Source organism: Luteibaculum oceani, assembly GCF_007995015.1.
In the GTDB taxonomy this organism is placed as follows: Bacteria; Bacteroidota; Bacteroidia; order Flavobacteriales_D; family Luteibaculaceae; genus Luteibaculum; species Luteibaculum oceani.
The window spans coordinates 248,881-275,081 of the sequence record NZ_VORB01000003.1; the positions used below are offsets into that span (position 1 = coordinate 248,881).

Below are 26,201 nucleotides of genomic sequence, written 5' to 3' on the forward strand. Positions count from 1 at the left end.
TACGATTAAAAGTCGAGGCCTAAAGATAGATAAAACTGTCGGGGTTGGGTTTTACCATCCAATACACCCCAAGCCCAGTCGGCTCTTAAATAATAACCCCAAATTCTACCTCTAAATCCAAATCCATAGCCCCCTACAATCGGGTTAACTCTTTTATTAATTCTAATGGTTAGCGGATTCTGCCTAATGATTTTTGTATTAAAAGTATTCTCATCGGAAAATGGGTTTGCACCCACCCACGCCGTTCCTGCATCGGCGAATAAAACGGATTGGAAAGATTCTAAAAATTCACTTTTTAGCGGTCTTTTAATCAGATATTTAAATAAGGGAACACGTACCTCAGAATTAATCATTGCAAAACTGTTCCCGTTTCTAATGTTGCGGTTAAAACCGCGCATTGGGGTAATGGCAGATTGATAGAAAAATTCGGTCAGATCTGGAAATGGGGTTTCTTCTGTAGTAGGCAAAATCATCCATCGATCTAATCCTCCCATCATATACAACACCTTTCTTCCTCCGCCAGTGGTACTTGCTGAAAGTCTATTTGCCCAAATAATAGTCTTGTGTAGCGGTTGATAATGTCTCAAATCCAGACCTATCACACGCGTTTGGCCATTGCTATTTTCTGGATCTGAATAAAACTCAACAAAGGCCTTGGCTCTGAATCCACTGTATAAATTGGTTCCAAGATTAAGTGAGTTATCGAACACCGACTCTAACTTAACTCCCGCCTGATATCTATATTCATTTGGAATAGCCAGGGTGTTAAAATCTCTAGCGAGCACAACTCCCCTATCTACCCTAACCGTTGGCACACCACTTACCGAAAAAACCTCGTTAATGGGCCATTTTAAAGCATACTGTACAGAATGAGTGGTGGTTCTAAATACGTCTCCCTGAATGTTATCTAGAGAGATTTGAACCCCTTGTTTTTGGTAGGTTAAGGTTTTATCTAACCTTTTTTTTCTATTGCTAACACTAAAAATATAGTCATGGTTGTTAAGACTGAACGAGAATCTTACCCCACCAGAAATTTTATAATCCTCAAAAAGATCTGTTGCACTTAAGCTCAGAAAGGCTCCCAATCCTGGGTTCAATGTATTGGGACCACTTAGTAGTTGGTAAAAGTTGTTTTGGAAATTATTATCCACCTGTGTTTGCACCACGTCGTACGCAAAATTTAGGCGGTAATTTCTGCGCTGAGGTAAAACAAAGCCCGTACTGTCCTTTATTCCCAAGATATTATTTCGAAGTTTGTCTTGCGACTCCTTTTCTTTCTTTTTAGACTCTTCATCAGAAAAAACGTAATTATCGAAGTCTATACCTCCATCATCCTTCCTTTTAGCTGGAATAGCATTATTGGTTTCTGGGACATTATCTTCGTAGGGGTTGGAATAGTCTTTTTCTAATTCCGAATTGGGGATTTTTTCTTTGGCATTTTCCATGGCCTCACTATCAAGCCCCATGAAATCAACCTTCTTTATACTTTTCAGCGATAGCAGCTTAAGCTCAGCCAATGAAACCACTGAATCTTCTGTCAGTTTTCCCTCATAAAATTCAAACTCGCCATCTCTAAAAGTCAGATATTGATACTTATCCGAATTAATTTGAACAGAGTAATCTATTATGTTTCGCCTAAGATTACTTAGCGGGTATTGGCTGGCAAAATATTGATAGTGTATTGCAGTATCTACTCTCAAAATGGTACTATCGTATTTGGCATAAAAGCGATTTATAACCCCTGCTTGGTCGCTCAGGAAAGTGTATTTATTGCTACCGTATTCAAAGGCATCCAGCTCATCGTACCCTGGGGTAAAGGTAATTTGCTCCAAACTACCCTGCCCTTCGTCTTTTAGATGATACACATAAATATCGAAGTTCCCTGTATAGGTTGAATCTTTCTTGTTGTATCCCAACTGGGTATTCGTTCTATTGGATGAAAAAACTATTGCCTCATCATTCTGAATAAATCTTGGATTTAGATCATCAAAAAGATCATTCGTTAACTTTTCGTGCCTATTTCCAATTACATAATACTTGTAGAGGTTGGTCTTTCCGTTTTGAGTGGCACTAAAAACCATCAATTTCCCGCTATTGGAAAAGTCCATATCCAGGATGTTGTCAATGGCAAAAATCTCTTTTCGATTAGACTTCCCATCCGTTAGAGAATACAAATTCAGATATAATTTTCCCCTTATGTATTCTGTATATGCCAATATTTTCCCATTGGGATGCCAACAAATAATTGGATGGGAATTATCAATAATCCTATTGATTTTATGAGAACCCTTTACAATCTTTTTCCTCTTTCCTGTTTTTAGGTCTTTAACGTAAATTCTATACTGCCCTAAAATGTTGGTAGCGTATGCCAATTTATCAGCTTTGGGACTGAGTCTAGCGTGGGTAACGTTTTGATTACGCCCAATCTTAACGTCTATTTTCTTCTGTTTAGGATCCTTTCTAGCAGACTCGTCTTCCTTAAATTTTTCTTGGAAAAACTCCATGTGCTCAAGGGAAAGTAAATCCAAATCCATCCCCAACACATACATAAACCCGGTTTCTATACTCCTACTTAATCGGGTCATGTACAAAATATTTGCAATAACCTGTTCACCGTAAGTTCGGGCTATGTAATACCATATGGAGTGTCCAGCATACTTAGCTTCATCACCAGTTAGTCTATTAAAATATTCGTACCTACCACTAAGAACCCCATCCTTCACAGAGTTTTCTATTTCGGTATTCCAGCCCTTACTTAGGTATGAAACCAAACCCTTTCTATACCACTCGGGCATACTTAGAAAGGTAGAACTCCTTACCATTTCGGTAATATCTCCTCCATACATTAACTGGTTGAGAATAACTTCTGCAATTCCAGAACGGATTTGAGCATCTAGTTTTTCGTGGGTTCCTTCGTAAAAAACAAACACTTTATTTCCGACAATTCGGGTTGTTCCCCCAACATTATTATTGGAATTGGCATCTATACCAATGTTTGACTGCTTAAAATCTGAATAGGATTTATAAACAATAAACTGGACTTTATCTTCCAATGGGAAATCCAATCTACTTTCCATTTCCGGCATTATTTCCAATGCCCTTTTGGATACGTAGGCTGCCAAACCCTCCCCTTCCTTATAGAAATAAACATTGAAATACTTGTACCGGTAGTACTGCCAGAAGAATTCTTGATACTGCACTCTATTCTTCCCAAAAGACTGGTCACTTCCGGAATAAAATTGACCTTGAACCCCTGTAATAAGTCCTAAAAAAATGAATATTAGTAGTCGCAGTTTCATTTGCACCTAAAAGTAAGAATATTTGCATCGCGCCTTTTTAAATTAAGGCATTTCAACAAAAATTAAAGATCACATGCACATCGAGAAATTTACATTTAACCCATTTCAAGAAAACACATATGTGCTTAGCCATAACAACAAAGCAATAGTTTTTGATCCCGGTTGTTTTAACGCCGCAGAACAAAAAATTCTAACAGACTATCTAGAAAGTAACGAATTAGAATTGGTTGGATTGTGGGCTACCCACTGCCATCTCGACCATGTATTTGGTGCAGAGGCACTTATGGACAAGTATAAACTTCCGTTTTGCATTCCCGAAAAGGATGTATTCACTTACGAAATGGCTCCAAAATCTGCAGCATTTTTTGGAATCCCCGACTTTCAAGTACCTGAGGCAGATGCATCCATTAAACCGGGTCAATATCAGTTCCAGGGAATAAACTACGAAATCCGCTTTACCCCAGGACATAGTGTTGGACACGTAGTTTTTGTTTTTCACGAGCAAAAAATGGTTATCGCCGGAGATGTGTTATTTGATGGCAGTATTGGGAGAACCGACCTTCCAGGGGGTGATTTCGACACCCTGGCCACCAGTATTAAAACACAATTGTACACCCTTCCAGATGACTATACAGTATACTGCGGGCACGGTCCAGAAACAACTATAGGGAAAGAAAAAAGCACTAACCCATTCGTTAGTGCTTAGTGCTTTTTAATAGAGCTGAATTTTCCTTTTGCGTCTTCGGGTGTTGTTGAGATCAATATCCGAAACGCCAACTTTACAAGGCTTTCTACGTGGAGGTTTATGATACATAACCTTAACACTTAAAAGCATAGGCCAGTACTCACTGTTCCAATAAGTTTGAGTAACCTTTGCATTTTGGGTTTGCTTTAGGTTTACCAATGGCACTTCAAACCCTGGCACAATAAATAACTCCCTGTGAATTTTTATCCCCACGTTAATACGTGCATGAGCAAAGAAACGTACTGTCTCTGGAAATCTATAACCAGTAATTGAAGTATCTGGGATACTGTAAGACTCCGTACCACCCACGCGAAAATCGGCGTTTAATCCCATTCCTGGCATAATAAAAACGCTCTCACTAATTTGAATGTAATGGTTCAAATTAAGGTTGGCGGTAATGTTATAATCAGACCAACGACCCTCATCGTCGAATTGCTCTGGTGGAATTGAATTATCGTCTTTAAAAAATAGATTTCCTCTAGTGTCTTGGTTATAAATTACCCCCTTAAAAGCCAAACCATAATCGATAAGATTAATAAATGGACTATTGGGAAGTAAATTAAATCTACCCGCTCCCAGGTAAATAAAAGGGAAACTAGATGGCGTTATATCGGCTACTACCAAAGAATCTTGAGTTTCTTTGATAATGCGATTTTTCATTTCACCTTGGGTGTAGGCATAGGTAATTCCCGGTTCAAAAAACCACCCGCCTTTGGGGTAACCTATGGCCTCGGTAAAAATGGGATTTAAACGTCTTTTGTATTGAGCATCTACCTGAACAACAGCAGATAAGACTAAAATTATAACAAGAATTCTCTTCATTCCAGCAAAAAATCAGCTCGAAGATACTAATTCTAGTATCTCATTCTCAATTTCTGGACTATCCCAAATTTCCTCAATTTTAGAATGCAACATGATTTTATCCATTATTCGAGCTTGTTTTCGACCAATGGCTTGCGCCTTAGAATAGGATGCGTTGCTAAAGGTGACCAACGAATATTTCGGAATCCATTGGTCGGGATATTTAGATGCCATTTTATGCTCTATACGCTTTCGAAGTAGAAACATAGGGTTTGCCGTTCCATCGCGCATTTCCAAGTAATTTTCCACCGCCATTTCGGCTATGGCATTGGTATTGGGTATTCGGGATGCACTAAATTCTGCAAACATCTCTTCGCTTAACTCTCCGTTGTACTTTTTAAGAAGTTTATCGAATTCGTTACAATCTTCAAATCCACTGTTCATTCCCTGCCCATAAAATGGAACAATTGCGTGCGATGCATCGCCAATCAGCATTACGTTGTTCTTGTAATTCCAAGGCTGACAACGTATGGTAATCAATGATGAGGTTGGATTCTCAAAGTAATCCTCCAATAAATTTGGCATTAGATCCAAGGCATCTGGAAAGTTTGCTTTGAAGAAAGACTCCAACTGCTGGGCGTCTTTAATACGATCGAACCCAGGGTCGCCACTAAAGGGCATAAATAAGGTACAGGTAAAGCTCCCATCTATGTTCGCCAAAGCGATTAACATATACTTTCCACGGGGCCATATATGCAAGGCATTGGGATCTATTCTGTGCCCACCTCCATCTGCTGGCGGTATGCGTAGCTCTTTGTAGCCGTGATCTAAATATGATTGCGAGAAATTAAACCGGTCGGTCTTCATTAACGCCTGTCTTACCACAGAATAGGCTCCATCTGAGCCGAAAATGTAGTCGTAGGTATCGCTAAAATCTTCTTTCTTAACCTCGTCGTAACCGGCAATTAAACGCTCATATACATTTACATAATTCACCTTTCGATTAAACAAAAAGCGAATATTTGGCATGGGCTCTGCCGCATCAATAAGTACCCGGTTTAGTTCTATTCTTCCTATGGAATATATTGCTTCGTTGTTAATTCCATAGGGTTGGTAGGTGAGGTTTCCAGTTTCATCGTGCATCATTCTGCCTCGCATTGGCGTCGCTATGCTCAAAGCAATTTTATCCAAGCCCAATTTGGAAAGCGCCGTTAAACCACGGTGAGAAAGTGCCAGGTTTATCGATTTACCAGCATAAAGATTCTCCCTTCTAGGATCACCTCTTCGCTCGATAACAGTAACATCGAACCCGCGCTTCGCCAAGAACAACGCGTGAACACAGCCCACTAATCCTCCTCCTACAACTGCTACTCTATTTCCTCTTTTCGAATTCAAAAAGCTCTTCCTTCCTATTTAAGTTTTTCCAAAACCTCACGCATTAAGCTACCCAACTGATACACATCCTCAAATGAGTTGTACATCGGAACGGGTGCAAAACGCAGAACATTTGGCTCCCTCCAATCTGGAATTACTCCGTTATCTATTAGGTAATCGAAGATTTCTTTACCGCGGTTTTCAACGTATAAAGAAATTTGACTTCCCCTTTGTTTCGGATTTTTAGGTGTTAAAATTTTAAATCCAAAATCGGGATACTTGGACGCCAGCTCCTCGAGAATAAACTCCAAATACCCTGTTAACTTATCCCTTTTTGCAAACAAGTTTTCTTTCTGGGCACGCATAAACTGTTCCAATGCACATTTGTGCGGTGCAAAAGCTAAAATTGGACCGTTGCTCAACTGCCATCCATCTGCACCTTTCATGGGAACAAAATTTTTCTCCATTCTAAAACGAGTTGCCTGATCATATCCCCACCAGCCTGCAAATCTATTTAGCGTATGATCATTAGCATAGCGCTTGTGCACAAATACACCAGATTGAGCACCTGGACCAGAGTTCAAATACTTATAGGTACACCAACAGGCAAAATCGACATTCCACTTGTGTAGCTCTAACTCTATATTTCCTGCAGCGTGAGCTAAATCCCATCCTACTTTGGCTCCAACTTCCTGGCCTACTCTGGTTATTTCTTTAATATCAAATCGCTGCCCAGTGTAATAATTAATACCCCCGAAAAGAACTAAGGCAACTTCATCTCCATGTTCTTTTATGGTTGAAATAATGTCCTCTTCCCTAATATAGGTCTCACCCTCTCTTGGACCAACTTCTATTATCGCTTCCTCGGGGTTAAATCCATGAAATTTAGCTTGGGTTTCGAATACGTATTGATCGGAAGGAAAGGCCTTTTCTTCGCAAATAATCTTAAATCTTTTGGCTGTAGGTTGATAAAAAGACACCATCATCAGGTGCAGATTTACTGTTAACCCATTCATTACTACCACTTCCTCTTCCTCGGCACCTACCATATAGGCACTTCCTTGTTTGGTAAGTTTGTGGTAATGAAACCATGGGTTATCACCTTTAAAATGACCTTCAACCGCCAATTGAGACCAATTGTTTAACTCAGATTCTACCGCTGCTCTGGCTTTTTTAGGCATCAGTCCAAGCGAGTTTCCAGTAAAATAGAGGACGTTTTTACCCTCGTGTTGTGGAAATTCAAATTCAGACCTAAAATCCAGTAAAGGATCAGACGCATCCATTTTTTTGGCGAAATCCGCGCTAAACTCAAAACTCATTCCGTTGTTTTTCTGTTAAGTTTGCAAATTAACTAAAAGACCTGTTCACAAAAGGATTTTAGACCTAAACAATTTTTATATGCGCAATCATTCCGCCACCTTATTCGAAGAAGCTAAATCTTATTTCCCAGGAGGAGTAAATTCTCCAGTAAGAGCATTTAAATCTGTTGGGGGGACTCCTCTTTTCATGAAGGAAGGAAAAGGAGCAAAAATTACCGATGTCGACGATAAAGAATACATTGATTTTTGCTGCTCATGGGGACCACTTATTCTAGGGCACGCCCACGAGAAAATTGTAAAGAATGTTGGTGAAGCTCTTTTGAAAGGAACTTCCTTCGGTACTCCAACCACCGCTGAAAACAAACTTGCCAAACTTATACTCGAGAACAATCCCTACATAGACAAAATCAGATTTGTAAACTCGGGAACTGAGGCCGTAATGAGTGCACTACGCCTAGCTCGCGGATATACCGGTAAAAGCAAAATCATAAAATTCGATGGATGCTACCACGGACATGTTGATAGTCTTTTGGTAAAAGCTGGAAGTGGATTGGCAGACACTCCTACGGCCACAAGTAAAGGAATTCCAGAGTCTGTAGTAAACGACACCATCATTCTTCCATTAGATAATTTAATAGTAGTTGAGGAGGCCTTTGAACAATTTAAGGACCAAATTGCCTGTGTAATTATAGAACCGGTACCCGCTAACAACGGCTTACTAAAACAAAGAAGAGAATACCTTCTTGGCCTTAAATACCTGTGTGAGAAACACGGAGCTCTTCTATTTTTCGATGAGGTTATCTCTGGGTTTAGAGTTCACTTCTCGGGCGCTGCTGGTTACTACGATATCCAACCCGATTTAATTTCCTACGGAAAGATCATCGGTGGAGGATTCCCAGTTGGTGCGTACGGCGGAAAAAAAGAAATAATGGCTCATGTGGCTCCCGAAGGTGAGATTTATCAAGCGGGAACACTTTCTGGTAACCCTATAGCAATGACCGCTGGGTACCACCAATTATTAGAATGTTCCAAAATTGGATTCTACCAGGAGTTGGAGTCGAGAACAAGAGATTTTGTAAGCAACATCAATGCATTTTGTGAAAAACGTGGATACAATTTCCACCTAACCACCATTGCATCTATTTTCTGGTGCGTTTTTGGTAAAAAAGACATCAGCAGAGCTGACCAAATTGACGCTTCGAAAATGCCAACATTTAGTAAGTTGTATCACAACCTATTAGAGCGTGGAATTTATATGGGACCAAGTGGCTATGAGGTTGGATTTATCTCCAACGCCCATAGCGAATCGGTGCTAAATGATGCTGCAGTGAAATTTAAGGATGCCTTAAAAGCTACCTTCGAATAGCAATACCGCAGCTGGCAGGAGTAAAGTTGCGTCTAAAACCAAAGTAAAGTAGCGCTCTTTGGATTCTTGCTTTGCCATCAAACACAAGACAAATATTAATGCATAAACGGCCAACAAGGGGATGAAAAATTCCTCTTCGTAATGGCCGTTTTTCCATTGCATCAAAACGGTAATTGCCAGGAATAAAAATACCAGGGACATCAAAACCCGAGTCCGGACCGCACCTAAAATGGCAGGTAAATTTTTCTGCTTTACCCCATCCCGCAACATATCTCTTATATCAAATGGGATGGTAAGCAGGTAGATAAAAAAGAACCTTTCCGCAGCAAAATAACTAAGGTCTTCGCCATTTATACGGCTGTAATTATCCACCGCAGGAATAAGGGTAGTAACGATAGTCCAAACTAAAGCAACTAGGAAAATTTTAAACCACGGCGATTTTCTCAAACTCCCCTTTTTATTTGGGTAATACACGTAGAAAACCGAGAAGACAAAACCAAGACCAGCTAGCAGGAGGACGTTCACTCCTTTAATGGAAGCAATGGCCGCTGCCACAACACCAGAGAGGGTAGCCACATAACTGTATATGGTTTTGTTTTTAATAATGTGCTCATGCACATCGGTTAAACCTGCCCCTTTTCCTTTAAACAATCTTTGAGCCAGATAAATACACCAAGTTCCAAAAAAGGTCATGATGGCAATACCCCAAGGATCATCGTTATCGAAAAAATGGGAAGTGGCAAAAGCTAAAAATCCAGCACAAAATGAAATGTGCAAACAAGAGTTAATCCAGAAATTAGGCAACATAGTGTAGGGTTTAAAGTTGACTTACGCCAACAACTATGCCCACCAAGTTAGCAAAGAGAAAGGGAATATACCTACTATCTTTTATTTCTTGTTTAAAACCTCTTTTCTCGAAATCGTTAATGAAAGTTCGCTTTCGAGCAGAAAAAATGGGCATTTGCAGGTAACCATAGCTTGTAACAAAGCCCATGCCAATACTGGGTATAGATGGTCCTAAAGCATATCCTGTTATGACACCTACGGAAAATCCAAGGGCAACATGATGCCAAACTTTCACCTGGTTAAAAGCCATTCTTCGACCAGAAATCATGGATTCCATTTCAAAAAAGTTCCATTCCCCATCATTGGCGCTGTAGTAAATTGAATCCCATCTCCCCTTAACCATTTTAAAGATTTCTAAATGGGATATATCCCGGCTTCGCACCTTGTAATTACTCAGCTTCGTATCAAAAAGTCGAATCCGCTCTTTATAGTGCTTTACCGAATCTCCAAAAAGGGAAACACCATCTACCAAAACAATATGAACATAAGCTGCACTATCAGAAAAAAGTTGTGCAAATCCAACGGTCTTAAAGCCCCCGAAAAAAACGAGGAAACATATTAGGCGAACAGCTGTTGGGAACTTGCAAATACGCATTGGGGACGGATATAATTATCAGACGAATAACATTAGCTAATGTAGGTAGTTAACGTATATTTGCACCCAATTTTTAGATAGACCGCAGCGCTATGGTAAGAGAAACTTTCACATCGAGACACATTGGTCCCAATGAAAACGACCAAAAAGAAATGCTTAAGGCAATTGGATGTGCTTCGATTGATGAACTGATTGAAAAAACGGTTCCTGCAAGTATTCGATTAAAGGGGAAATTAAATCTTCCAAAAGGACAAAGCGAATACGAATATTTAAACGATTTAAAAAAGCTTGCTGCTAAGAACAAGTTATTTAAGTCTTTCATCGGGATGGGATACTACGGTACCATTACCCCTCCGGTAATTCAACGTAATGTTCTTGAAAATCCAGGATGGTATACTGCTTACACCCCTTACCAGGCAGAAATTTCTCAAGGTAGATTAGAAGCGCTTTTAAATTTCCAAACCATGGTAATGGATTTTACCGGAATGGAAATGGCTAATGCTTCATTATTGGATGAAGCCACTGCAGCGGCCGAGGCAATGTCTATGCTTTTTGCTGCACGCGATCGCAAAAAAGCAAAGGCCGGTCAGAACAAGTTTTTTGTGGATGAAAATGTATTCCCTCATACCATAGATGTTCTTAAATCTAGAGCTACACCTCTTGAAATTGAGCTCGTTTTTGGAAGCTGGAAAGATTTCGATAAAAGTGAATCGTACTACGGAGCGCTAATTCAATATCCTAACCAATACGGTGAAATAGAAGATTACCGCCAGTGGACTGAAGAATGCCACAACAACGGAATTAAGGTGGTTGTTGCCAGTGACCTAATGGCTCTTGCATTGCTTACACCTCCCGGTGAATGGGGAGCTGACGTGGTTGTTGGTTCTGCGCAAAGATTTGGAGTTCCTATGGGATATGGTGGACCTCACGCAGCATTTTTCGCTACCAAAGATGAATTTAAAAGACAACTTCCTGGAAGAATTATAGGGGTAAGTCAGGACAAAGCTGGAAACCGTGCTTTGCGTATGGCGCTTCAAACCCGCGAGCAACATATTAAAAGAGATAGAGCCACCTCTAACATTTGTACTGCACAAGCACTATTAGCAACCATGGCATCTATGTACGCGGTTTACCATGGTGCTGAAGGACTAGAGAAAATTGCTCAATTTATTAATGCCAAGGCTTCTAAAGTTCACGGAGAGCTTAAGCGTTTAGGTTACGATGTAAGCGAAGCTCCATTCTTCGACACTTTCTACGTAAGAATGGATGCTGCAGAGCAATTGGCGTTAAGAGATTTCTGTATTGCAGAGGAAATTAACCTTCGTCACGAAGAAGACAGAGTATGTATCTCCATAGATGAGGCTACAACTCCGAACGACATCAATCGTTTGGTAAGAGGTTTTGCAAATCTTGCCACGCAAGATCACGTGGAGCTTGGAAATGAAGATTTTGTATTCGAAAACAACTTCCCTGCTTTTGCTAAAAGAAGTTCTAAATACTTACAACATCCTGTTTTCAGTAAATATCACTCAGAAACTGAGATGATGCGTTATTTAAAGCGTCTTGAAAACAAGGATATTTCGCTTACGCACTCCATGATTCCTTTGGGATCTTGTACCATGAAATTAAATGCAGCCAGCGAACTTTTACCAATCACTTGGCCAGAATTTGCTTCGGTACACCCCTTTACACCGGCTGAACAGGTAATGGGATATGCAGAACTTTTAGATACTTTAAGTACTTGGCTTGCCGAGGTTACCGGTTTCCATTCGGTTTCTTTACAGCCAAATTCAGGTGCGCAAGGTGAGTACGCTGGTCTTATGGTAATTAGAGCTTACCACGAACACAATGGTGATAAGCACAGAAATATTGTGTTGATTCCAGCCTCTGCGCATGGAACCAATCCTGCATCTGCGGTAATGGCTGGAATGAAGGTAGTAGTAGTTAAATGTGACGAAAACGGAAACATCGATACTACCGACCTAAGAGCCAAGGCAGAGCAGCATTCTGAAAATCTTTCAGCGCTTATGGTAACCTACCCTAGTACGCACGGAGTGTTTGAGGAGGATATCTTAGAAATAACTGAAATCATCCACCAGCATGGTGGTCAGGTTTATATGGATGGTGCTAATATGAATGCTCAGGTTGGAATTACCAATCCTGGAATTATCGGGGCCGATGTTTGTCACCTTAACCTTCACAAAACTTTTGCTATCCCACATGGTGGTGGAGGTCCTGGAATGGGGCCAATTGGAGTTGCAGAACACCTAACGCCATTTTTACCGGGCCATAGTGTAGCGCTTACCAACGAGGAAACCAATATTAATGCAGTTTCTGCAGCGCAATACGGATCGGCATTAATCCTTATTATTTCATACGGATACCTAAAGATGTTAGGTAGGGATGGTTTAGAAGAAGCAACCAAACACGCCATCCTAAACGCCAATTATATTAAGGCTAGGTTACAGGAAAAGTACCCTGTATTATACCAAGGTAAGAATGGTACGGTAGCTCATGAAATGATTGTAGATCTTAGAGGATTTAAAGAAAGAGGTGGAATTGAAGCTGAAGATTTAGCAAAGCGCTTAATAGACTTTGGTTTCCATGCACCAACCCTTTCTTTCCCCGTTGCAGGTACGGTAATGATTGAACCGACAGAGAGCGAAAGCAAAGAAGAGCTAGATCGTTTCTGTGATGCCATGCTTTGCATCCACCAAGAAATGGAGGAAGTAATTTTGGGAATTCAAGATAGAGATGACAACGTTCTAAAAAATGCACCGCATACCTTGAATCATGTTTGTAGCTCGGATTGGAACCATGGTTACGATAGAGAAAAGGCTGCTTTTGCCCTACCATACTTGAAAGAAACTAAGTATTGGAGTCCAACAGCAAGAGTAGATAATGCCTTTGGAGACAGAAATTTAATTTGCAGCTGTCCACCATTGGAAGAATATATGTAAGATTATTTTGATATCAATCAGGATTTTAAATCAAATAATTGAGAAGCCTCAGATTTTTCTGGGGCTTTTTTTGCATTAAATAACAGTTAACTTCTTTTAAAGGTTGGGTTAAGGGGGTAAACAACAAGTTAGTCATCCAATAGTGGCTTATAATTTATAGGCTCTCAATTTATCTTAACCTTAACAGATATATATTTTTGCCCCTCAACCAAAGTGAAAATTATATAACATGAAAAAAATCTACGCATTAGGAGTTGCAGCCCTTATCTCGGGTGGAGCTTTTGCTCAAAGTGCAATCACTAAAGATTTACCACACCTTCCTGGTAAGGTTGGAGCACCTGTTCAAACTGAACAAGGAGCACTTCTTGAAGGTCGTGAGGCTAGAGCAATGAAAATGATGGACGTTAGAAAAACTCCAGGAGATGTAGTTGCTTCTTTTAACTTCGATGACAACCTAGAAGGATGGTACCCAGATACCCTTAACATTCCAGATTCTGTACCTACTTTCTACAGATTCGAGCACCAAACGGATTCTACTTTAGATGGTCCTTTCTCTGCTCAAGCAGTAAACTCTCAATCTCCAAAAGGTTTTGCAGGTTTTGAGGTTGACAGACAAACACAAGAAAATGGAATTCCTTACATCACCGAAAGATGTTGGGCTGGTTTAACTTCTCCAGTAATGGACCTTTCTTCTGCAGCTGCTGAGAAAGATGAGTTAATCATGTACTTCCACAACGTATACCGTCACTGTTGTTCATTCATCTTAGAATTACGTTTAGATATTTCTGTAGATGGTGGTCAAACTTTCCCTGGTGACAAGAGAATCAACATTTTCCCATTCGATGGTGTAACCAACGTAGGTGGAAACCGTAACGTAAGATCTGGTGGTGATAACTTCACTATTGTTCCTATCGGTACTGAAGTATTCGCTAACGAGGCTGACCTTTCCAACGTAGTATTCCGTTTCACATGGGACGGTTCTGTTGTTGATGCGAACGGTCAAACGTCTAACGTATACTACTGGGGTCTTGATGATATTTCTATCGAAGTTGCTTCTACTACTGACCTATTAATTACTGACGCTGATTACGGTGATCCAGTAGGAGATTGGGATTACAGAAAAATGCCTGAGCAATTCATCGACGGATACCCAATGCGTGTTGAAGTAACCAACAACGGTTCTGATGCTGCTTCATTCAGAGCTTATGTTGAGTTAACTAACGACGCTTTAGGAAAAACTGTAACAGATTCAACTGACCTTATCACTATCGGAGGGTTCTCTGATACTGCTATCGTTTATCCTACTTTCACTAGCTACGATATCAATGAAGATTGGTTAGGTGAGTGGAGCATTACTCACTACATTAAGGCTGACGCTTCTACTCCAGACAAAATTGTAAACAGCTTAGATACTTTCCAAGTTGTGCCTATCGAAGTAACTACTTCACTATGGTCTCACGCAAGAGATTGGACTGGTGGTGTTACCGTAACAAGAGAACACAGAGATGGTGCAAGACCAGGTATGGGTATTGCTCAAGCTATTGAGCTTCCACCAAACGTTTCTACTGCTAGATTAATGAAAATGCGTGCTGCATTACACGATACTATCGCTGGAGACGAAGATTCAAGAATTACTGTTCCTAATCAAATGGACTTCGTTCTTGAAGAATACCCAGATTTCAATATCAATGGAACTGCTTCTGAGACTTTCCTTACAATTTACTTCAACGAAAGTACTAACGAAGTGAATGGACAAATCGAAATCAACGATCAGCAAGCTAGAGATACTCGTCTTACAAAAGAAGGTATGGCTACTCCAGTAGAAATTATTGGTGATGCATACAACGTATTAACTGACGAGCCTTTCACTGACATTAACCGTGAAGATGATTACCACATTGTTCTTCGTCCTAATGAGCCAATTAATGTTTGTGCTGCTGGAGATAACGGAGATAATGGTACTCGTATCTACGGTAACTACGGTTCTGCAGGTGAGCAGTGGTGGATTGGTGATGCTGCTGTACTACTTGACCTTTTTGTTGAGCCACTTGATAAGCACAAGAACATTGCTGACAACGAGAAAGCACTTAGCTTCCAGTTAGCTCAAAACTCTCCTAACCCATTCAATGGTGTTACTGAGATTGCTTACAACCTAGAAACTGCTGGAAACGTAAGCTTCAGAGTAATGGACATCACTGGTAAAATTGTAGAAAACAGAGCTTCTGAGCGTATGAACGCTGGTAAGCACGTTGTTTCTGTAGATGCTAGCAACTACAACAGCGGAATTTACTTCTACACTCTTACTGTAGATGGTGAGTCTATCACTAAGAAAATGATCGTGAACAAGTAATATTGTTCTAACTATATTATAAAAGCCCCCACGCGATGCGTGGGGGCTTTTTTGTTTATAGACCTTAGGTTGTTTCACAATTCGGTTGCCCGGCTGGATTGCATTTCCTCATTGATACATTTCCAAACTAAAAAATTAATAAGCCCTCTTGGCTGGATTGCAAATCCAGCAGCGCCTCGCTACGGGGTTTAACAGAGAATACTAATTATTACCTAACGCGAAATCTCCTTCCAAATCTACCCAATTCAATCCCCAACGGACGCCCTGTTGGATTTGTAATCCGACAAGCGGAGCACACATAAATTAGAAACTATACTAGGTTATAGACTTAAGCCCTCTTGGCTGGATTGCAAATCCAGCGGCGCCTCGCTACGGAGTTAACAGAGAATACTAATTATTACCTAACGCGAAAATCTCCTTCCAAATCTACCCAAGCCCATCCTCAACGGACGCCCGGTGGGAATTGCAATCCGACAAGCGGAGCACACATAAATTAGAAACTTTACTGGGTTATAGACTTAAGCCCTTCCGGCTGGATTACAAATCCAGCGGCGCCTCGCTGCGGAGTATAGCGGAGAACTCTAATTACTACCTAATTCGAAAACCTCATACCAAATCTACCCAATCCAAGCGCCAACGGACGCCCTGTTGGATTTGCAATCCGACAAGCAGAGCACATATATAATTGAACCAACTTAGTCATTAGACTTAAGCCCTCTCGGCAGGATTACAAATCCAGCGGCGCCTCGCTGCGGAGTACAACGAAGAATTCTAATTACTACCAAATTCGAAAACCTCATACCAAATCTACCCAATTCAATCCCCAACGGACGCCCTGTTGGATTTGTAATCCGACAAGCAGAGCAAATCCAATTATGTAACCCCCATGCTCCTATTACTATTTTTCTAACTTAGTTCCATTGATTAAATAACATCCATGAAACCCTACATTTCATTACTCGTAAGCTTGTGTTTTGTCTTAATTGGACAGGCCCAAAACAAAAGCACCAACAAAACAGGCATTTCAAAAGCCAAAATTCAAAAATCGACTTTAACCCCAAGCCAAATGTTAAATCTGGGGAGAGAGGCTAGCGCGCTTAGCTCTGAAAGCGCTAGAAAGTCGGCTACCGTATTCTACGAATACAATTTTGACGACGACCTAAACGGATGGACCAACGACACTGCTTACCGCCCGTCAACTGCTCTAAAATTTTATAGTTGGGAACACGACATCGACTCCTCTTTATGGAGCGAACATGGATCCATGGAAATGAGATCTCAAACTCCTAAGGGCTTTGCTGCTTTTGAGGTGGAGCGACAAACCAAAGAAAACGGAACGGGAGATCCCACCACCCATGAAGCCTGGGCAGCCTTTAAGTCCCCAATAATGGATCTTACAAATGTTCCAAAGGAAGAAATTCAAAATTTATACATACGTATCAATAATGTATACCGTCACTGTTGCTCCATTTATCTTGAGATGAAACTAGAAATTTCTTTAGACGGAGGTAATACCTACCTACCCAATAGCATGGACGTTATTCGCAAAGATGGAATGGGAGGCGCAAGTTTTAGTAGGAATATGAGCACCAGCGCCGATAATCTGACCTTTCTTCCTGTGGGGGCAGAGCTTATTCCAAATAACTCAGCCGAATTTAATCAAGTGGTTTTCAGATTTGTTTGGGCAAGTACTCCAGATCTTAACGGACAACAAAGCGATTATTATTACTGGGGGATAGACGACTTTACCCTTTACCTACGCCCAGAAGTGGATTTAGTAATCGAAGAAGCTCATTATGGTAATCCGAACTTGGGTTGGGATTTTAAAAAGCTACCACAAGATTTCATAAAGGATTATGTGATGGCCGTTAAAGTGAAAAATTACGGTTCTCAAGAAGCCTTTTTTAGGTCTTACGTGCTTTTACACAACAAAGCATTAAATAAAACCATTATAGACTCCTCTGAGGAGCGCTCTTTAACTTCCTTTGGTTCCACTTATTTTACCCTACCCACCTTTACTTCATATACCAATACCGAAGACTATAAAGGGGAATGGACCATAACTCATTTTATTAAAGCAAGTAAATCGACTCCTGATGGATTTGTAAATGCTCTGGACACCATGAAGGCACCTTCTATCTGGGTTACCCATGATATCTGGGCGCACGCTGGCCCGTGGAATGGTGATGTTTTGTTATCCCCAGCTGACAGCAATGGTGTTAAAGCCAAACCATTACCTATTGGTCAAATAATACAACTACCCCAAAACGTGAGCTCAACAGTTATAACAGGAATTGGAGTCGCTTTACATGATAGCACCGGAGATCCCAACAGTAAAATTACGGTACCCAATAAATTAAGTTTTTCAATATCCGATGACTACGATTTCAATGCTGCCCCTGACGCAATGTATTATAATGAGGAAACAGGAGAAACCTCTGGGTATATTGAATTATCAGCAGAAAATCGATCGAATCGACTAAACCAGGTGGGAGATAAGGATGTAAAATACATTACCGGCGGTATTTACAACTTAAATAACGATTCCTACGAACTAAAAATTAGTTCGTTTAATAGATATGCCATTTTTGTAAACCCTGATGAGAAAATCAATTATTGCGTGGAAGGAGCTAATTATGATAGGGCCTCTGTTATGTACGGCGACTTTGGCACAAATGGGGAAAGTTGGTATCAAACTGACCAAAACCTAATGTTCGAACTAACCATAAAAACCAGCACTACCGATATCGCCAATAATGAGGAAAAGGAGTTTAGTTTAGAACAAAACATACCTAACCCATTCAAGGGAATTACCGAAATAGCATATACCCTAAACACGAGTAAAACAGTAAGTTTTACAATTATGGACATCACAGGTAAAATTGTGGATAAGAGAAATTTTAAACCACAAAACGGTGGTAAAAACATAATCTCGGTAGATGCAAGTAATTACAACAGCGGTATATACTTCTACACTCTTACTGTAGACGGTGAGTCTATCACGAAGAAAATGATTGTGAATAAGTAATATTGTTCTAACTATATTTTAAAAGCCCCCACGCGCTGTGTGGGGGCTTTTTTGTTTATAGACCTTAGTTGTTTCACAATTCGGTTGCTCGGCTGGATTGCATTTCCTCATTGATACATTTCCAAACTAAAAAATTAATAAGCCCTCTTGGCTGGATTGCAAATCCAGCGGTGCCTCGCTACGGGGTTTAACAGAGAATACTAATTATTACCTAACCCGAAAATCTCCTTCCAAATCTACCCAAGCCCATCCTCAACGGACGCCTTGTTGGATTTGCAATCCGACAAGCAGAGCACACATAAAATATAAACTTTACTGGGTTATAGACTTAAGCCCTCTCGGCTGGATTGCAAATCCAGCGGCGCCTCACTGCGGAGTATAGCGGAGAACTCTAATTACTACCTAATTCGAAAACCTCATACCAAATCTACCCAATCCAAGCTCCAACGGACGCCCTGTTGGATTTGCAATCCGACAAGCGGAGTAGGAAAACAAAAACAGGTATACCCTATTGAAGTTTTTCCTTCAATTCAGCCATGAAAGATGAAGCATAGACAAAATCATTAACCTCTTTATTCTGAGTAGTAAGGATATCTCTTTTATCTCCACCCCACCACATACTACCGTTATAAAGGAAGTGGATATGATCTCCAATTTCAATTACTGAATTCATATCATGTGAAATTACTATGGTGGTGATATCGTACTCGTAAGTGATTTCCTGAATTAATTTATCGATTACAATAGATGTTTTGGGATCTAGTCCAGAGTTAGGTTCATCGCAAAACAGATAAGCCGGTTTCATGGCGATCGCCCTGGCAATTCCAACCCTTTTCTGCATTCCCCCACTTATTTCACTTGGAAAAAGATGAATACGCTCCTCAGCTATTTTAACCCGTTTGAGACAAAACATTGCCCGGTCCATTATTTCCTCCGTACTGGCATCGGAAAACATCCGTAGTGGGAACAAAACATTCTCTAAAACCGACATAGAGTCGAACAAAGCGGAACCCTGGAAAAGCATCCCCATTTGTTTTCTTATCTCTCGTCTTTCGTCCTCACTTATTTTAAAGAAGTCTTTGCCATTGTATAAAACCTCACCCTCGGTTGGTTTTAGCAAGCCAACGGTGCATTTTGTCAGAACAGACTTACCCGATCCACTCTGACCGATAATCATATTCACCTTACCCTTTTTAAAGCTAAGGTTGATGTCTCTCAGTACCTCTGCATCGCCAAAAGACTTATATAACCCTTTAATTTCAATCATATAAGTAGCATTTGGGTTAACACATAATTGAGGATAAGGATAAGAATACTGCTGTATACTACTGCTTTGGTGGACGAAACACCTACTTCTAACGCTCCTCCCCTAGTGAAGTACCCGTGGTAACTTGATACGGAAGTAATTACAAAAGCAAATGCCACGGTTTTAATCAAAGCATACACCACCGTAAATGGCTTAAAATCTAACTGAACCCCTGTAAAGTAATCCTGGGAAGAAACTATCCCTGTGCCTATACTTACTATCCACCCTCCTCCAATACCGAGAAACATGCTCATAATTATGAGGAAAGGATTGATCAAAATGGCTGCAGTAATTTTTGGAAGAATTAAAAAGCTAGCGGAGTTAACCCCCATAATCTCCAGCGCATCAATTTGCTCTGTAACCCTCATGGTTCCTATCTCACTGGCTACATTTGACCCCACCTTACCTGCGAGAATTAGGGAAATAATGGTAGGTGCAAACTCCAAGATAACCGATTGCCTTGTAGCAAAACCAACTGTATAGAGAGGAATTAAAGGGCTGTCAATATTAGTTGCCGTTTGCAGGGTAATAACGGCCCCCATAAAAAAGGAAAGCAAGGCCACTATACCTGTAGACTTTACCCCAAGCGCATCCACTTCCTGAAGGACACGCTCAAAAAATATTCTAGCCTTTTGTGGTCGCCTAAATACGCTTTTAATAAGCATAAAATAGCTTCCAAAATGTGTTAGTAATGCTATCATGATTGCTCTTGAGCAAATGTATAGTTTTGAAGGCTAATTCTTAATTTTACCCTATGAAACTGACCTTAAAAAATGTTGTATCGATTTGTGTGTTTGTCGTGATTACCTTCTCTTTAATTTCTTGTGGATCGGGTAAACGCAAAAAGAAAAAGTGCAACACCTGCCCTAAATGGGAAATTTCTGAATAAAGTATGGATTGGAAGGACAGATTTCCCGAAGAAGTTGGAGCTAAAATTTCGGAAATAGAAAAACGCTTCCCCCGCGTTGAAACACGTTGGGTTGGAAACCGAAGATCTAAATTAGGAGACTACCGACCATCCAATGAATTTGAACCTAGGGCCAACATAACACTCAATAAAAACCTTGACTTATTTGTGGCCCTGCTTGTGTGGATACATGAATTTGCACATCACATTACGTGGTTGGAACATGGACGATCTGTTGCACCGCATGGAAAAGAATGGAAAATGAATTTCAAATCACTTTTCGAACAACATTTTCAATCTTTTTTTCCAGAAGAATGGGAGGATCCATTAAAGCGCTATTTTAAAAATCCAAAGGCCACAACTTTTTCGAGCCCCTCATTGAGGCAATTTTATACCAATCCAGCAGAAAACCCCAATTTACCGACCCTAAAAGAGCTAAATGACGGAACGGAGTTTACCTTTAGGTTAAGAAGCTTTAAACGCATTAAAAAATTGCGCACCTACATTTTGTGTTGTGAGTTAAACACTGGGAGAAAATTCAGAATAAATGGAGCATGTAGAGTGGAAATAATCCCCGCCAATAGGGCTTAATTTCATAAACTTGCACCAAATTTTTTGAAATCACATCATGAGGCAAAATCATTATGCCGTAATTATGGCGGGTGGTATTGGAAGCCGTTTTTGGCCCATGAGTACCGACGCCTTCCCCAAGCAGTTTCACGACGTTTTGGGAACTGGAAAGACTCTTATTCAGCAAACTTTTTCCCGACTTAATAAAACCATCCCTGCAGAAAACATACTTGTAGTTACAAATAGTGCCTACAAAAGTCTTGTTGCAGAGCAGCTTCCTGAAATGAAGGAGGCCCATATTTTATGCGAACCTAGCCGAAGAAATACGGCTCCATGTATTGCGTATGCCGCAATGCATATTAAAAGTCAGTGCAAAGACGCTACCATGATTGTTGCGCCTAGTGACCATTTAATCATGGATGAAAACGAATTTTCGAGAATAATCGAGAAGGGAATGCAACACGCCGAACAAAGTCACGACTTAGTTACCTTGGGTATAAAGCCATCAAGACCCGACACGGGATATGGTTATATCCAATTTAAAGATGGAGACAAGGAAGGAGAAATAAAACCAGTAAAAACCTTTACTGAAAAGCCTAATTTGGAGCTAGCAAAGAGCTTTATTAAAAGCGGCGATTTCTACTGGAATTCTGGAATCTTTATATGGACCGTTAATGACATCCTACAGCGATTTGAGCAACATCTTCCAGAGATGTTTCAACTTTTTGCCGACGAAGAAAGTAAGTTCGCTGGACCAGAGGAGGAAAAGGCAATAGAATCCATCTACCAAAACTGTACAAATATTTCCATTGACTACGGTATTATGGAAAATGACAAAAATGTTTCGGTAGTATTATCCGATTTCGGTTGGAGCGATTTAGGTACATGGGGTAGTTTATACGGCCATGTGCAACAAGATGAGGATAAAAACGCCATAGTTGGAAAGAAAGTCCAGATGTACGATAGCGAAGGTTGCATGGTGAGTGTACCCCAAGATAAGCTAGTTGTTCTCCAAGGGCTTAAGGACTACATTGTAGTGGAAAGTAATGGAGTGCTTTTAGTTTGTAAGAAAAAAGAGGAACAACGAATAAAGCAGTTTCTCGCCGATGTAAAATCTAAAAAGTTGGTATAAAAAAAGGAGGCTAAAAAGCCTCCTTTTTAATTTAAATAGGTTGGGTACTATTATCTCCCAATCATTTTAGAAGGATCTACCCATTGATCAAATTCCTCTTCGTTAAGGTATCCCAGATTAACGGCCTCTTCTTTAAGCGTAGTTCCGTTTTCGTGAGCAGTTTTTGCAATTTTTGCTGCCTTTTCATACCCTATTTTGGTATTAAGAGCAGTAACCAGCATAAGTGAATTATTTAGGTTTTCCTTAATTCTTCTCTCATTTGGCTCTAATCCTACTATACAGTTCTCGTTAAATGAATCGCATCCATCGGCTAAAAGCGTAGCAGACCAAAGAAGGTTATACGCCATCATAGGCTTAAATACGTTTAGCTGGAAATGTCCATTCATTCCACCCGTTGTAACTGCAACATCGTTACCGATAACTTGAGCACAAAGCATGGTTACCGCCTCACTTTGAGTTGGATTTACTTTACCCGGCATAATTGAAGATCCAGGTTCATTGGCAGGAATAATGTACTCACCAATTCCACATCTTGGCCCTGAAGCTAACAAACGCACATCGTTAGCAACTTTCATAAGAGAAACAGCTAATTGCTTCAGTGCTCCATGGGTTTCAACGATGGCATCGTGCGCAGAAAGTGCTTCGAATTTATTTTTTGCCGAAACGAAAGGAAGTCCTGTAAAATCGGCAATTTTCTTTGCGACTAATTCTGAATATCCTTTTGGAGTATTAATTCCTGTTCCTACTGCAGTTCCACCTAACGCTAATTCAGCTAAATGTGGTAAGGTATTTTTAATAGCAATTAGAGCGTGATCTAATTGAGATACCCAACCTGAAATTTCTTGCCCTACGGTTAATGGTGTGGCATCCATCAGGTGCGTTCTACCAATTTTAACAACGTTATCGAAGGTTTTTGCCTTTTGATCGAGCACATTTCTCAAGCGTTCAACCGCTGGAATTAGAACCTCAACCACCTTTTTGTAACAGGCAATGTGCATTCCCGTCGGGAAGGTATCGTTAGACGATTGCGACTTATTTACATCGTCGTTAGGGTGAATAGCCTTTTTCTCGTCAGTAAGGGCTCCACCGTTAATAACATGACCTCTATTGGCTACCACCTCATTAACGTTCATGTTACTTTGTGTACCCGATCCAGTTTGCCAAACTACTAGTGGAAACTGATCATCTAGCTTACCTTCCAGAATTTCATCGCAAACGGCAGAAATAAGGTCTTTCTTTTTTTCATCAAGCACTCCTAACTCGCAGTTAGCATGAGCTGCTGCCTTCTTTAAATAGGCAAAGCCATAAACCACCTCCATGGGCATACTAGCCGCAGGACCGATTTTAAAATTGTTTCTAGATCTTTCGGTTTGGGCACCCCAATATTTGTCTGCGGGCACCTTTACTGGACCAATGGTGTCGAACTCTGTTCTAAATTCCATGAATTACTAAGCTTTTGGAATGGATAAATTGTTACTTTTGGCGAAATTAACGAATACATTGTAACGGCATGGAATTCGGTTTTTACGCCTTTTTATTATTTGCCACTATGGCATTTTGGATTTTAATTTTCCTTTTCGGAGTAGCTATACCTTATTGGGTTACTATCAGTGCTGCTGATAAGCTTAAGAAGCTTACTGGCAAAAACACTGAAGAAGAAGCCACTGAAGTAGTATCCGAATAGGTTAGAGAATTTCTAAAATTTTATCAGCAGGGCGGGCAACAACCGCCTTGTTGTTTTTTATTACTATAGGTCTTTCAATAAGTTTAGGATTTGCCAACATGGTATCTATCCACTCTTCTTCTGTCAGACTTAATCCTTTTAGCTTTTCTTTAAAGTAGGCCTCATTTTTCCTTACAAGATCGCTTGCGGGCATATCTAGCTTGGCCAATACCTTTTTAAAGTCGGACTTTCTTGGCTGTTCTTTTAGGTATTCAATTACTTCAACCTCTTGGTTTTGCTCTTCTAAAAAAGCCAATGCAGCTCGTGATTTACTGCATCTTGGATTGTGATATACGATTACTTTTTCCATACTACGAAAAGTGCATTAAAAATGATTTTAAAAATGGATCGAGCGCCCCATTTAAAACGTCGTCAACATTAGAGGTTTCCTCCCCTGTTCTAACGTCTTTAATGAGCTTATAAGGGTGGAGAACGTAATTTCTAATTTGAGACCCCCACTCAATTTTCATTTTACCCGCTTCAATTTCATCCTTGGCTTCCCTACGCTTTCGCATTTCAATTTCATATAGCTGCGACTTAAGCATTTGAAGCGCTTTCTGACGGTTATCTTGTTGCGAGCGGCTTTCTTGGTTCTTTATTATAATACCTGAAGGTTTGTGATGCAAGCGAACTGCGGTTTCTACCTTGTTTACGTTTTGTCCCCCTGCTCCTCCAGAACGCATGGTTTCCCACTCAATATCCGACGGGTTGATGTTGATTTCAACATTATCATCGGCTAAGGGATAGACATAAACAGAAGCAAATGAGGTGTGTCGTTTGGCGTTGGAGTCGAAAGGAGAAATTCTCACCAGGCGGTGAACTCCATTTTCACCTTTAAGGTATCCAAAGGCAAAATCTCCATCTATTTCTAGCGTTACCGATTTTACACCTGCTACATCACCTTCCTGATAATCTAACTCCTTTACCTTGTAGCCATTTTTTTCGGCCCACATCAGATACATTCTAAGAAGCATAGAAGCCCAATCGCAACTTTCTGTACCACCAGCACCCGCTGTAATTTGCAATACGGCAGGAAGGTTATCTTCTGGAGCGCTTAGCATTTTTTTAAGCTCTACCTCCTCCATCAGTTCGGTAGTAATCCGCTCTTGTTCCTCTACTTCATCGGTACTTGCCTCCCCCTCCTTATGGAAATCTTGGAGAACCTTTAAATCTTCTATAGCCGCCTGCAATTTTTCGAAATCCTCAACCCATTGCTTCAAAACCTTAAGGTCTTTAAGTGTTTTTTCTGCGGCTTTTGGATCGTTCCAAAAATTTGGATCTTGTGTATATTGCTCTTGCTCGGCTATTTTTTCCTTTTTTCCAGGGATGTCAAAGATACCCCCTTAACGCTTCCAGGCGTCCTTCTAGATCCGTGATCTGTTCGTTTGTTAACATGCTAAGTTCTCTATATATGATTGGATGGTGTCCAAAATTAATGGCTTTTCGTATCCCCTGCCCTCTAAAAATCGAATCATTTTTTGTTTGTTATCAAAGGATAATTCGGGGTGATATTTAGGAGCATGCATTTCAACTGCTTTCTCGATACACTTTAAATATTCTTCCTCGGAGAATCTCTTCCAGGCATAAGAAATGGTATGATTTGAAATACCTTCTTGCCTGAGTTTTTGATTGATTTTAATACGACCCCAGAAAGAAAGAAACAGTTTATCATGAACGTAGGCACTTGCATAGCGTCCTTCATCAATAAATCCTCCCGATAGCAATTCGGGAAGCATTTCTTGGGCTTGGTGATAAGAAAAACCAAAGCCGCAGAGCTTTTCTATCGCTTGTTTTTGCGATACTTCGCGTCTGCGGCATAAGGATTTTAATTTGGCGATGGCCTCTGCTCTCGTATACTTTCTAAGTGCAGCCACGACAAA

The 26,201-nt window shown here is 40.4% G+C and carries 20 protein-coding genes; 8 read left to right on the forward strand and 12 right to left on the reverse strand.

Translation table 11 applies throughout. The annotated features are described in order from the left end of the window. Positions 1–5: 5 nt before the first annotated feature. Positions 6–3,299, reverse strand: a complete 3,294-nt coding sequence (locus tag FRX97_RS04525; RefSeq protein ID WP_147013837.1) for a hypothetical protein — start codon at positions 3,297–3,299, stop codon at positions 6–8. Positions 3,300–3,372: 73 nt separating this feature from the next. Here FRX97_RS04525 and FRX97_RS04530 point away from each other — a divergent pair, with 73 nt between their 5' ends. Further along, on the forward strand, positions 3,373–4,005 hold the full coding sequence (locus FRX97_RS04530) for an MBL fold metallo-hydrolase (RefSeq protein ID WP_147013840.1): 633 nt from the start codon (positions 3,373–3,375) through the stop codon (positions 4,003–4,005). Between the two features lie 6 nt (positions 4,006–4,011). Here FRX97_RS04530 and FRX97_RS04535 read toward each other — a convergent pair whose 3' ends face one another. From FRX97_RS04535 to kynU, 3 genes are read right to left on the reverse strand one after another with little or no spacing between them, the layout of a single operon-like run. Continuing rightward, positions 4,012–4,866: a hypothetical protein gene (locus tag FRX97_RS04535; RefSeq protein WP_147013842.1), complete on the reverse strand. Its 855-nt coding sequence runs from the start codon at positions 4,864–4,866 to the stop codon at positions 4,012–4,014. A gap of 12 nt (positions 4,867–4,878) precedes the next feature. Continuing rightward, a complete protein-coding gene (locus FRX97_RS04540; protein ID WP_147013844.1) occupies positions 4,879–6,240 on the reverse strand; it encodes an FAD-dependent oxidoreductase in 1,362 nt (453 codons plus the stop codon). Between the two features lie 14 nt (positions 6,241–6,254). Continuing rightward, on the reverse strand, positions 6,255–7,538 hold the full coding sequence (kynU, locus tag FRX97_RS04545; protein ID WP_147013846.1) for a kynureninase: 1,284 nt from the start codon (positions 7,536–7,538) through the stop codon (positions 6,255–6,257). A 79-nt stretch (positions 7,539–7,617) separates the two neighbouring features. On the opposite strand from kynU, the gene hemL reads away from it, so the two are divergent. Further along, complete coding sequence (gene hemL / locus FRX97_RS04550; protein WP_147013848.1) at positions 7,618–8,904, forward strand: glutamate-1-semialdehyde 2,1-aminomutase; 1,287 nt, start codon at positions 7,618–7,620, stop codon at positions 8,902–8,904. Here the strand turns inward: hemL and FRX97_RS04555 are convergent. Both FRX97_RS04555 and FRX97_RS04560 read right to left on the reverse strand, forming a co-directional pair. Next, complete coding sequence (locus FRX97_RS04555; protein WP_147013850.1) at positions 8,884–9,711, reverse strand: UbiA prenyltransferase family protein; 828 nt, start codon at positions 9,709–9,711, stop codon at positions 8,884–8,886. The genes hemL and FRX97_RS04555 overlap by 21 nt on opposite strands. 10 nt (positions 9,712–9,721) lie before the next feature. Further along, positions 9,722–10,345, reverse strand: a complete 624-nt coding sequence (locus FRX97_RS04560) for a hypothetical protein (protein ID WP_147013852.1) — start codon at positions 10,343–10,345, stop codon at positions 9,722–9,724. Positions 10,346–10,437: 92 nt separating this feature from the next. Here FRX97_RS04560 and gcvP point away from each other — a divergent pair, with 92 nt between their 5' ends. The 3 genes from gcvP (at position 10,438) to FRX97_RS04575 (ending at position 18,683) form a co-directional block, all read left to right on the forward strand. Beyond that, positions 10,438–13,305 carry an aminomethyl-transferring glycine dehydrogenase gene (gene gcvP / locus FRX97_RS04565; RefSeq protein WP_147013854.1) on the forward strand — a complete coding sequence of 956 codons (2,868 nt, stop codon included), beginning with the start codon at positions 10,438–10,440 and terminating at the stop codon, positions 13,303–13,305. 229 nt (positions 13,306–13,534) lie between these two features. Then, on the forward strand, positions 13,535–15,655 hold the full coding sequence (locus FRX97_RS04570) for a T9SS type A sorting domain-containing protein (RefSeq protein WP_147013856.1): 2,121 nt from the start codon (positions 13,535–13,537) through the stop codon (positions 15,653–15,655). Positions 15,656–16,592: 937 nt separating this feature from the next. Beyond that, positions 16,593–18,683 carry a T9SS type A sorting domain-containing protein gene (locus tag FRX97_RS04575; protein WP_147013858.1) on the forward strand — a complete coding sequence of 697 codons (2,091 nt, stop codon included), beginning with the start codon at positions 16,593–16,595 and terminating at the stop codon, positions 18,681–18,683. A gap of 508 nt (positions 18,684–19,191) precedes the next feature. Here FRX97_RS04575 and FRX97_RS04580 read toward each other — a convergent pair. Together FRX97_RS04580 and FRX97_RS04585 are read right to left on the reverse strand one after the other, a co-directional pair. Next, on the reverse strand, positions 19,192–19,950 hold the full coding sequence (locus FRX97_RS04580) for an ABC transporter ATP-binding protein (RefSeq protein WP_147013861.1): 759 nt from the start codon (positions 19,948–19,950) through the stop codon (positions 19,192–19,194). Beyond that, a complete protein-coding gene (locus tag FRX97_RS04585; RefSeq protein ID WP_223266564.1) occupies positions 19,947–20,687 on the reverse strand; it encodes an MlaE family ABC transporter permease in 741 nt (246 codons plus the stop codon). Before FRX97_RS04585 ends, FRX97_RS04580 begins: the two co-directional genes overlap by 4 nt. Before the next feature lie 194 nt (positions 20,688–20,881). Between FRX97_RS04585 and FRX97_RS04590 the strand changes: the two genes are divergently transcribed. Beyond that, the gene (locus tag FRX97_RS04590; RefSeq protein WP_147013865.1) at positions 20,882–21,487 is read left to right on the forward strand and encodes a SprT-like domain-containing protein; all 606 of its coding nucleotides are present in this window, start codon (positions 20,882–20,884) and stop codon (positions 21,485–21,487) included. A 37-nt stretch (positions 21,488–21,524) separates the two neighbouring features. Then, positions 21,525–22,598, forward strand: a complete 1,074-nt coding sequence (locus tag FRX97_RS04595) for a mannose-1-phosphate guanylyltransferase (protein ID WP_147013867.1) — start codon at positions 21,525–21,527, stop codon at positions 22,596–22,598. Positions 22,599–22,648: 50 nt separating this feature from the next. On the opposite strand, the gene fumC is transcribed toward FRX97_RS04595, so the two are convergent. Next, the gene (fumC, locus tag FRX97_RS04600) at positions 22,649–24,040 is read right to left on the reverse strand and encodes a class II fumarate hydratase (RefSeq protein ID WP_147013869.1); all 1,392 of its coding nucleotides are present in this window, start codon (positions 24,038–24,040) and stop codon (positions 22,649–22,651) included. A 68-nt stretch (positions 24,041–24,108) separates the two neighbouring features. On the opposite strand from fumC, the gene FRX97_RS12250 reads away from it, so the two are divergent. Then, positions 24,109–24,282 carry a hypothetical protein gene (locus FRX97_RS12250; protein ID WP_170227021.1) on the forward strand — a complete coding sequence of 58 codons (174 nt, stop codon included), beginning with the start codon at positions 24,109–24,111 and terminating at the stop codon, positions 24,280–24,282. A 1-nt stretch (position 24,283) separates the two neighbouring features. Here FRX97_RS12250 and arsC read toward each other — a convergent pair whose 3' ends face one another. From arsC to FRX97_RS04615, 3 genes are all read right to left on the reverse strand, one after another. Then, complete coding sequence (gene arsC / locus FRX97_RS04605; protein WP_147013872.1) at positions 24,284–24,631, reverse strand: arsenate reductase (glutaredoxin); 348 nt, start codon at positions 24,629–24,631, stop codon at positions 24,284–24,286. 1 nt (position 24,632) lies between these two features. Further along, positions 24,633–25,716, reverse strand: a protein-coding gene (gene prfB, locus FRX97_RS04610) for a peptide chain release factor 2 (RefSeq protein WP_147013874.1) whose coding sequence is annotated in 2 segments (ribosomal slippage) — positions 24,633–25,652 and positions 25,654–25,716 — 1,083 coding nt in all. Because the reading frame shifts where the segments join, the coding sequence is not laid out codon by codon here. Beyond that, complete coding sequence (locus FRX97_RS04615) at positions 25,710–26,195, reverse strand: regulatory protein RecX (RefSeq protein ID WP_147013876.1); 486 nt, start codon at positions 26,193–26,195, stop codon at positions 25,710–25,712. The genes prfB and FRX97_RS04615 overlap by 7 nt, the downstream gene beginning before the upstream one ends. Between the last annotated feature and the right edge of the window lie 6 nt (positions 26,196–26,201).

Bases quoted from the DNA above. Each gene is read 5' to 3' on its own strand.
- FRX97_RS04595 (WP_147013867.1), top strand. From the start codon at position 21,525: ATGAGGCAAAATCATTATGCCGTAATTATGGCGGGTGGTATTGGAAGC.
- FRX97_RS04555 (WP_147013850.1), bottom strand. From the start codon at position 9,711: ATGTTGCCTAATTTCTGGATTAACTCTTGTTTGCACATTTCATTTTGT.
- FRX97_RS04570 (WP_147013856.1), top strand. From the start codon at position 13,535: ATGAAAAAAATCTACGCATTAGGAGTTGCAGCCCTTATCTCGGGTGGA.
- arsC (WP_147013872.1), bottom strand. From the start codon at position 24,631: ATGGAAAAAGTAATCGTATATCACAATCCAAGATGCAGTAAATCACGA.
- FRX97_RS04525 (WP_147013837.1), bottom strand. From the start codon at position 3,299: ATGAAACTGCGACTACTAATATTCATTTTTTTAGGACTTATTACAGGG.
- hemL (WP_147013848.1), top strand. From the start codon at position 7,618: ATGCGCAATCATTCCGCCACCTTATTCGAAGAAGCTAAATCTTATTTC.
- kynU (WP_147013846.1), bottom strand. From the start codon at position 7,538: ATGAGTTTTGAGTTTAGCGCGGATTTCGCCAAAAAAATGGATGCGTCT.
- fumC (WP_147013869.1), bottom strand. From the start codon at position 24,040: ATGGAATTTAGAACAGAGTTCGACACCATTGGTCCAGTAAAGGTGCCC.
- gcvP (WP_147013854.1), top strand. From the start codon at position 10,438: ATGGTAAGAGAAACTTTCACATCGAGACACATTGGTCCCAATGAAAAC.
- FRX97_RS04590 (WP_147013865.1), top strand. From the start codon at position 20,882: ATGGATTGGAAGGACAGATTTCCCGAAGAAGTTGGAGCTAAAATTTCG.
- FRX97_RS04560 (WP_147013852.1), bottom strand. From the start codon at position 10,345: ATGCGTATTTGCAAGTTCCCAACAGCTGTTCGCCTAATATGTTTCCTC.
- FRX97_RS04530 (WP_147013840.1), top strand. From the start codon at position 3,373: ATGCACATCGAGAAATTTACATTTAACCCATTTCAAGAAAACACATAT.
- FRX97_RS12250 (WP_170227021.1), top strand. From the start codon at position 24,109: ATGGAATTCGGTTTTTACGCCTTTTTATTATTTGCCACTATGGCATTT.
- FRX97_RS04535 (WP_147013842.1), bottom strand. From the start codon at position 4,866: ATGAAGAGAATTCTTGTTATAATTTTAGTCTTATCTGCTGTTGTTCAG.
- FRX97_RS04575 (WP_147013858.1), top strand. From the start codon at position 16,593: ATGAAACCCTACATTTCATTACTCGTAAGCTTGTGTTTTGTCTTAATT.
- FRX97_RS04580 (WP_147013861.1), bottom strand. From the start codon at position 19,950: ATGATTGAAATTAAAGGGTTATATAAGTCTTTTGGCGATGCAGAGGTA.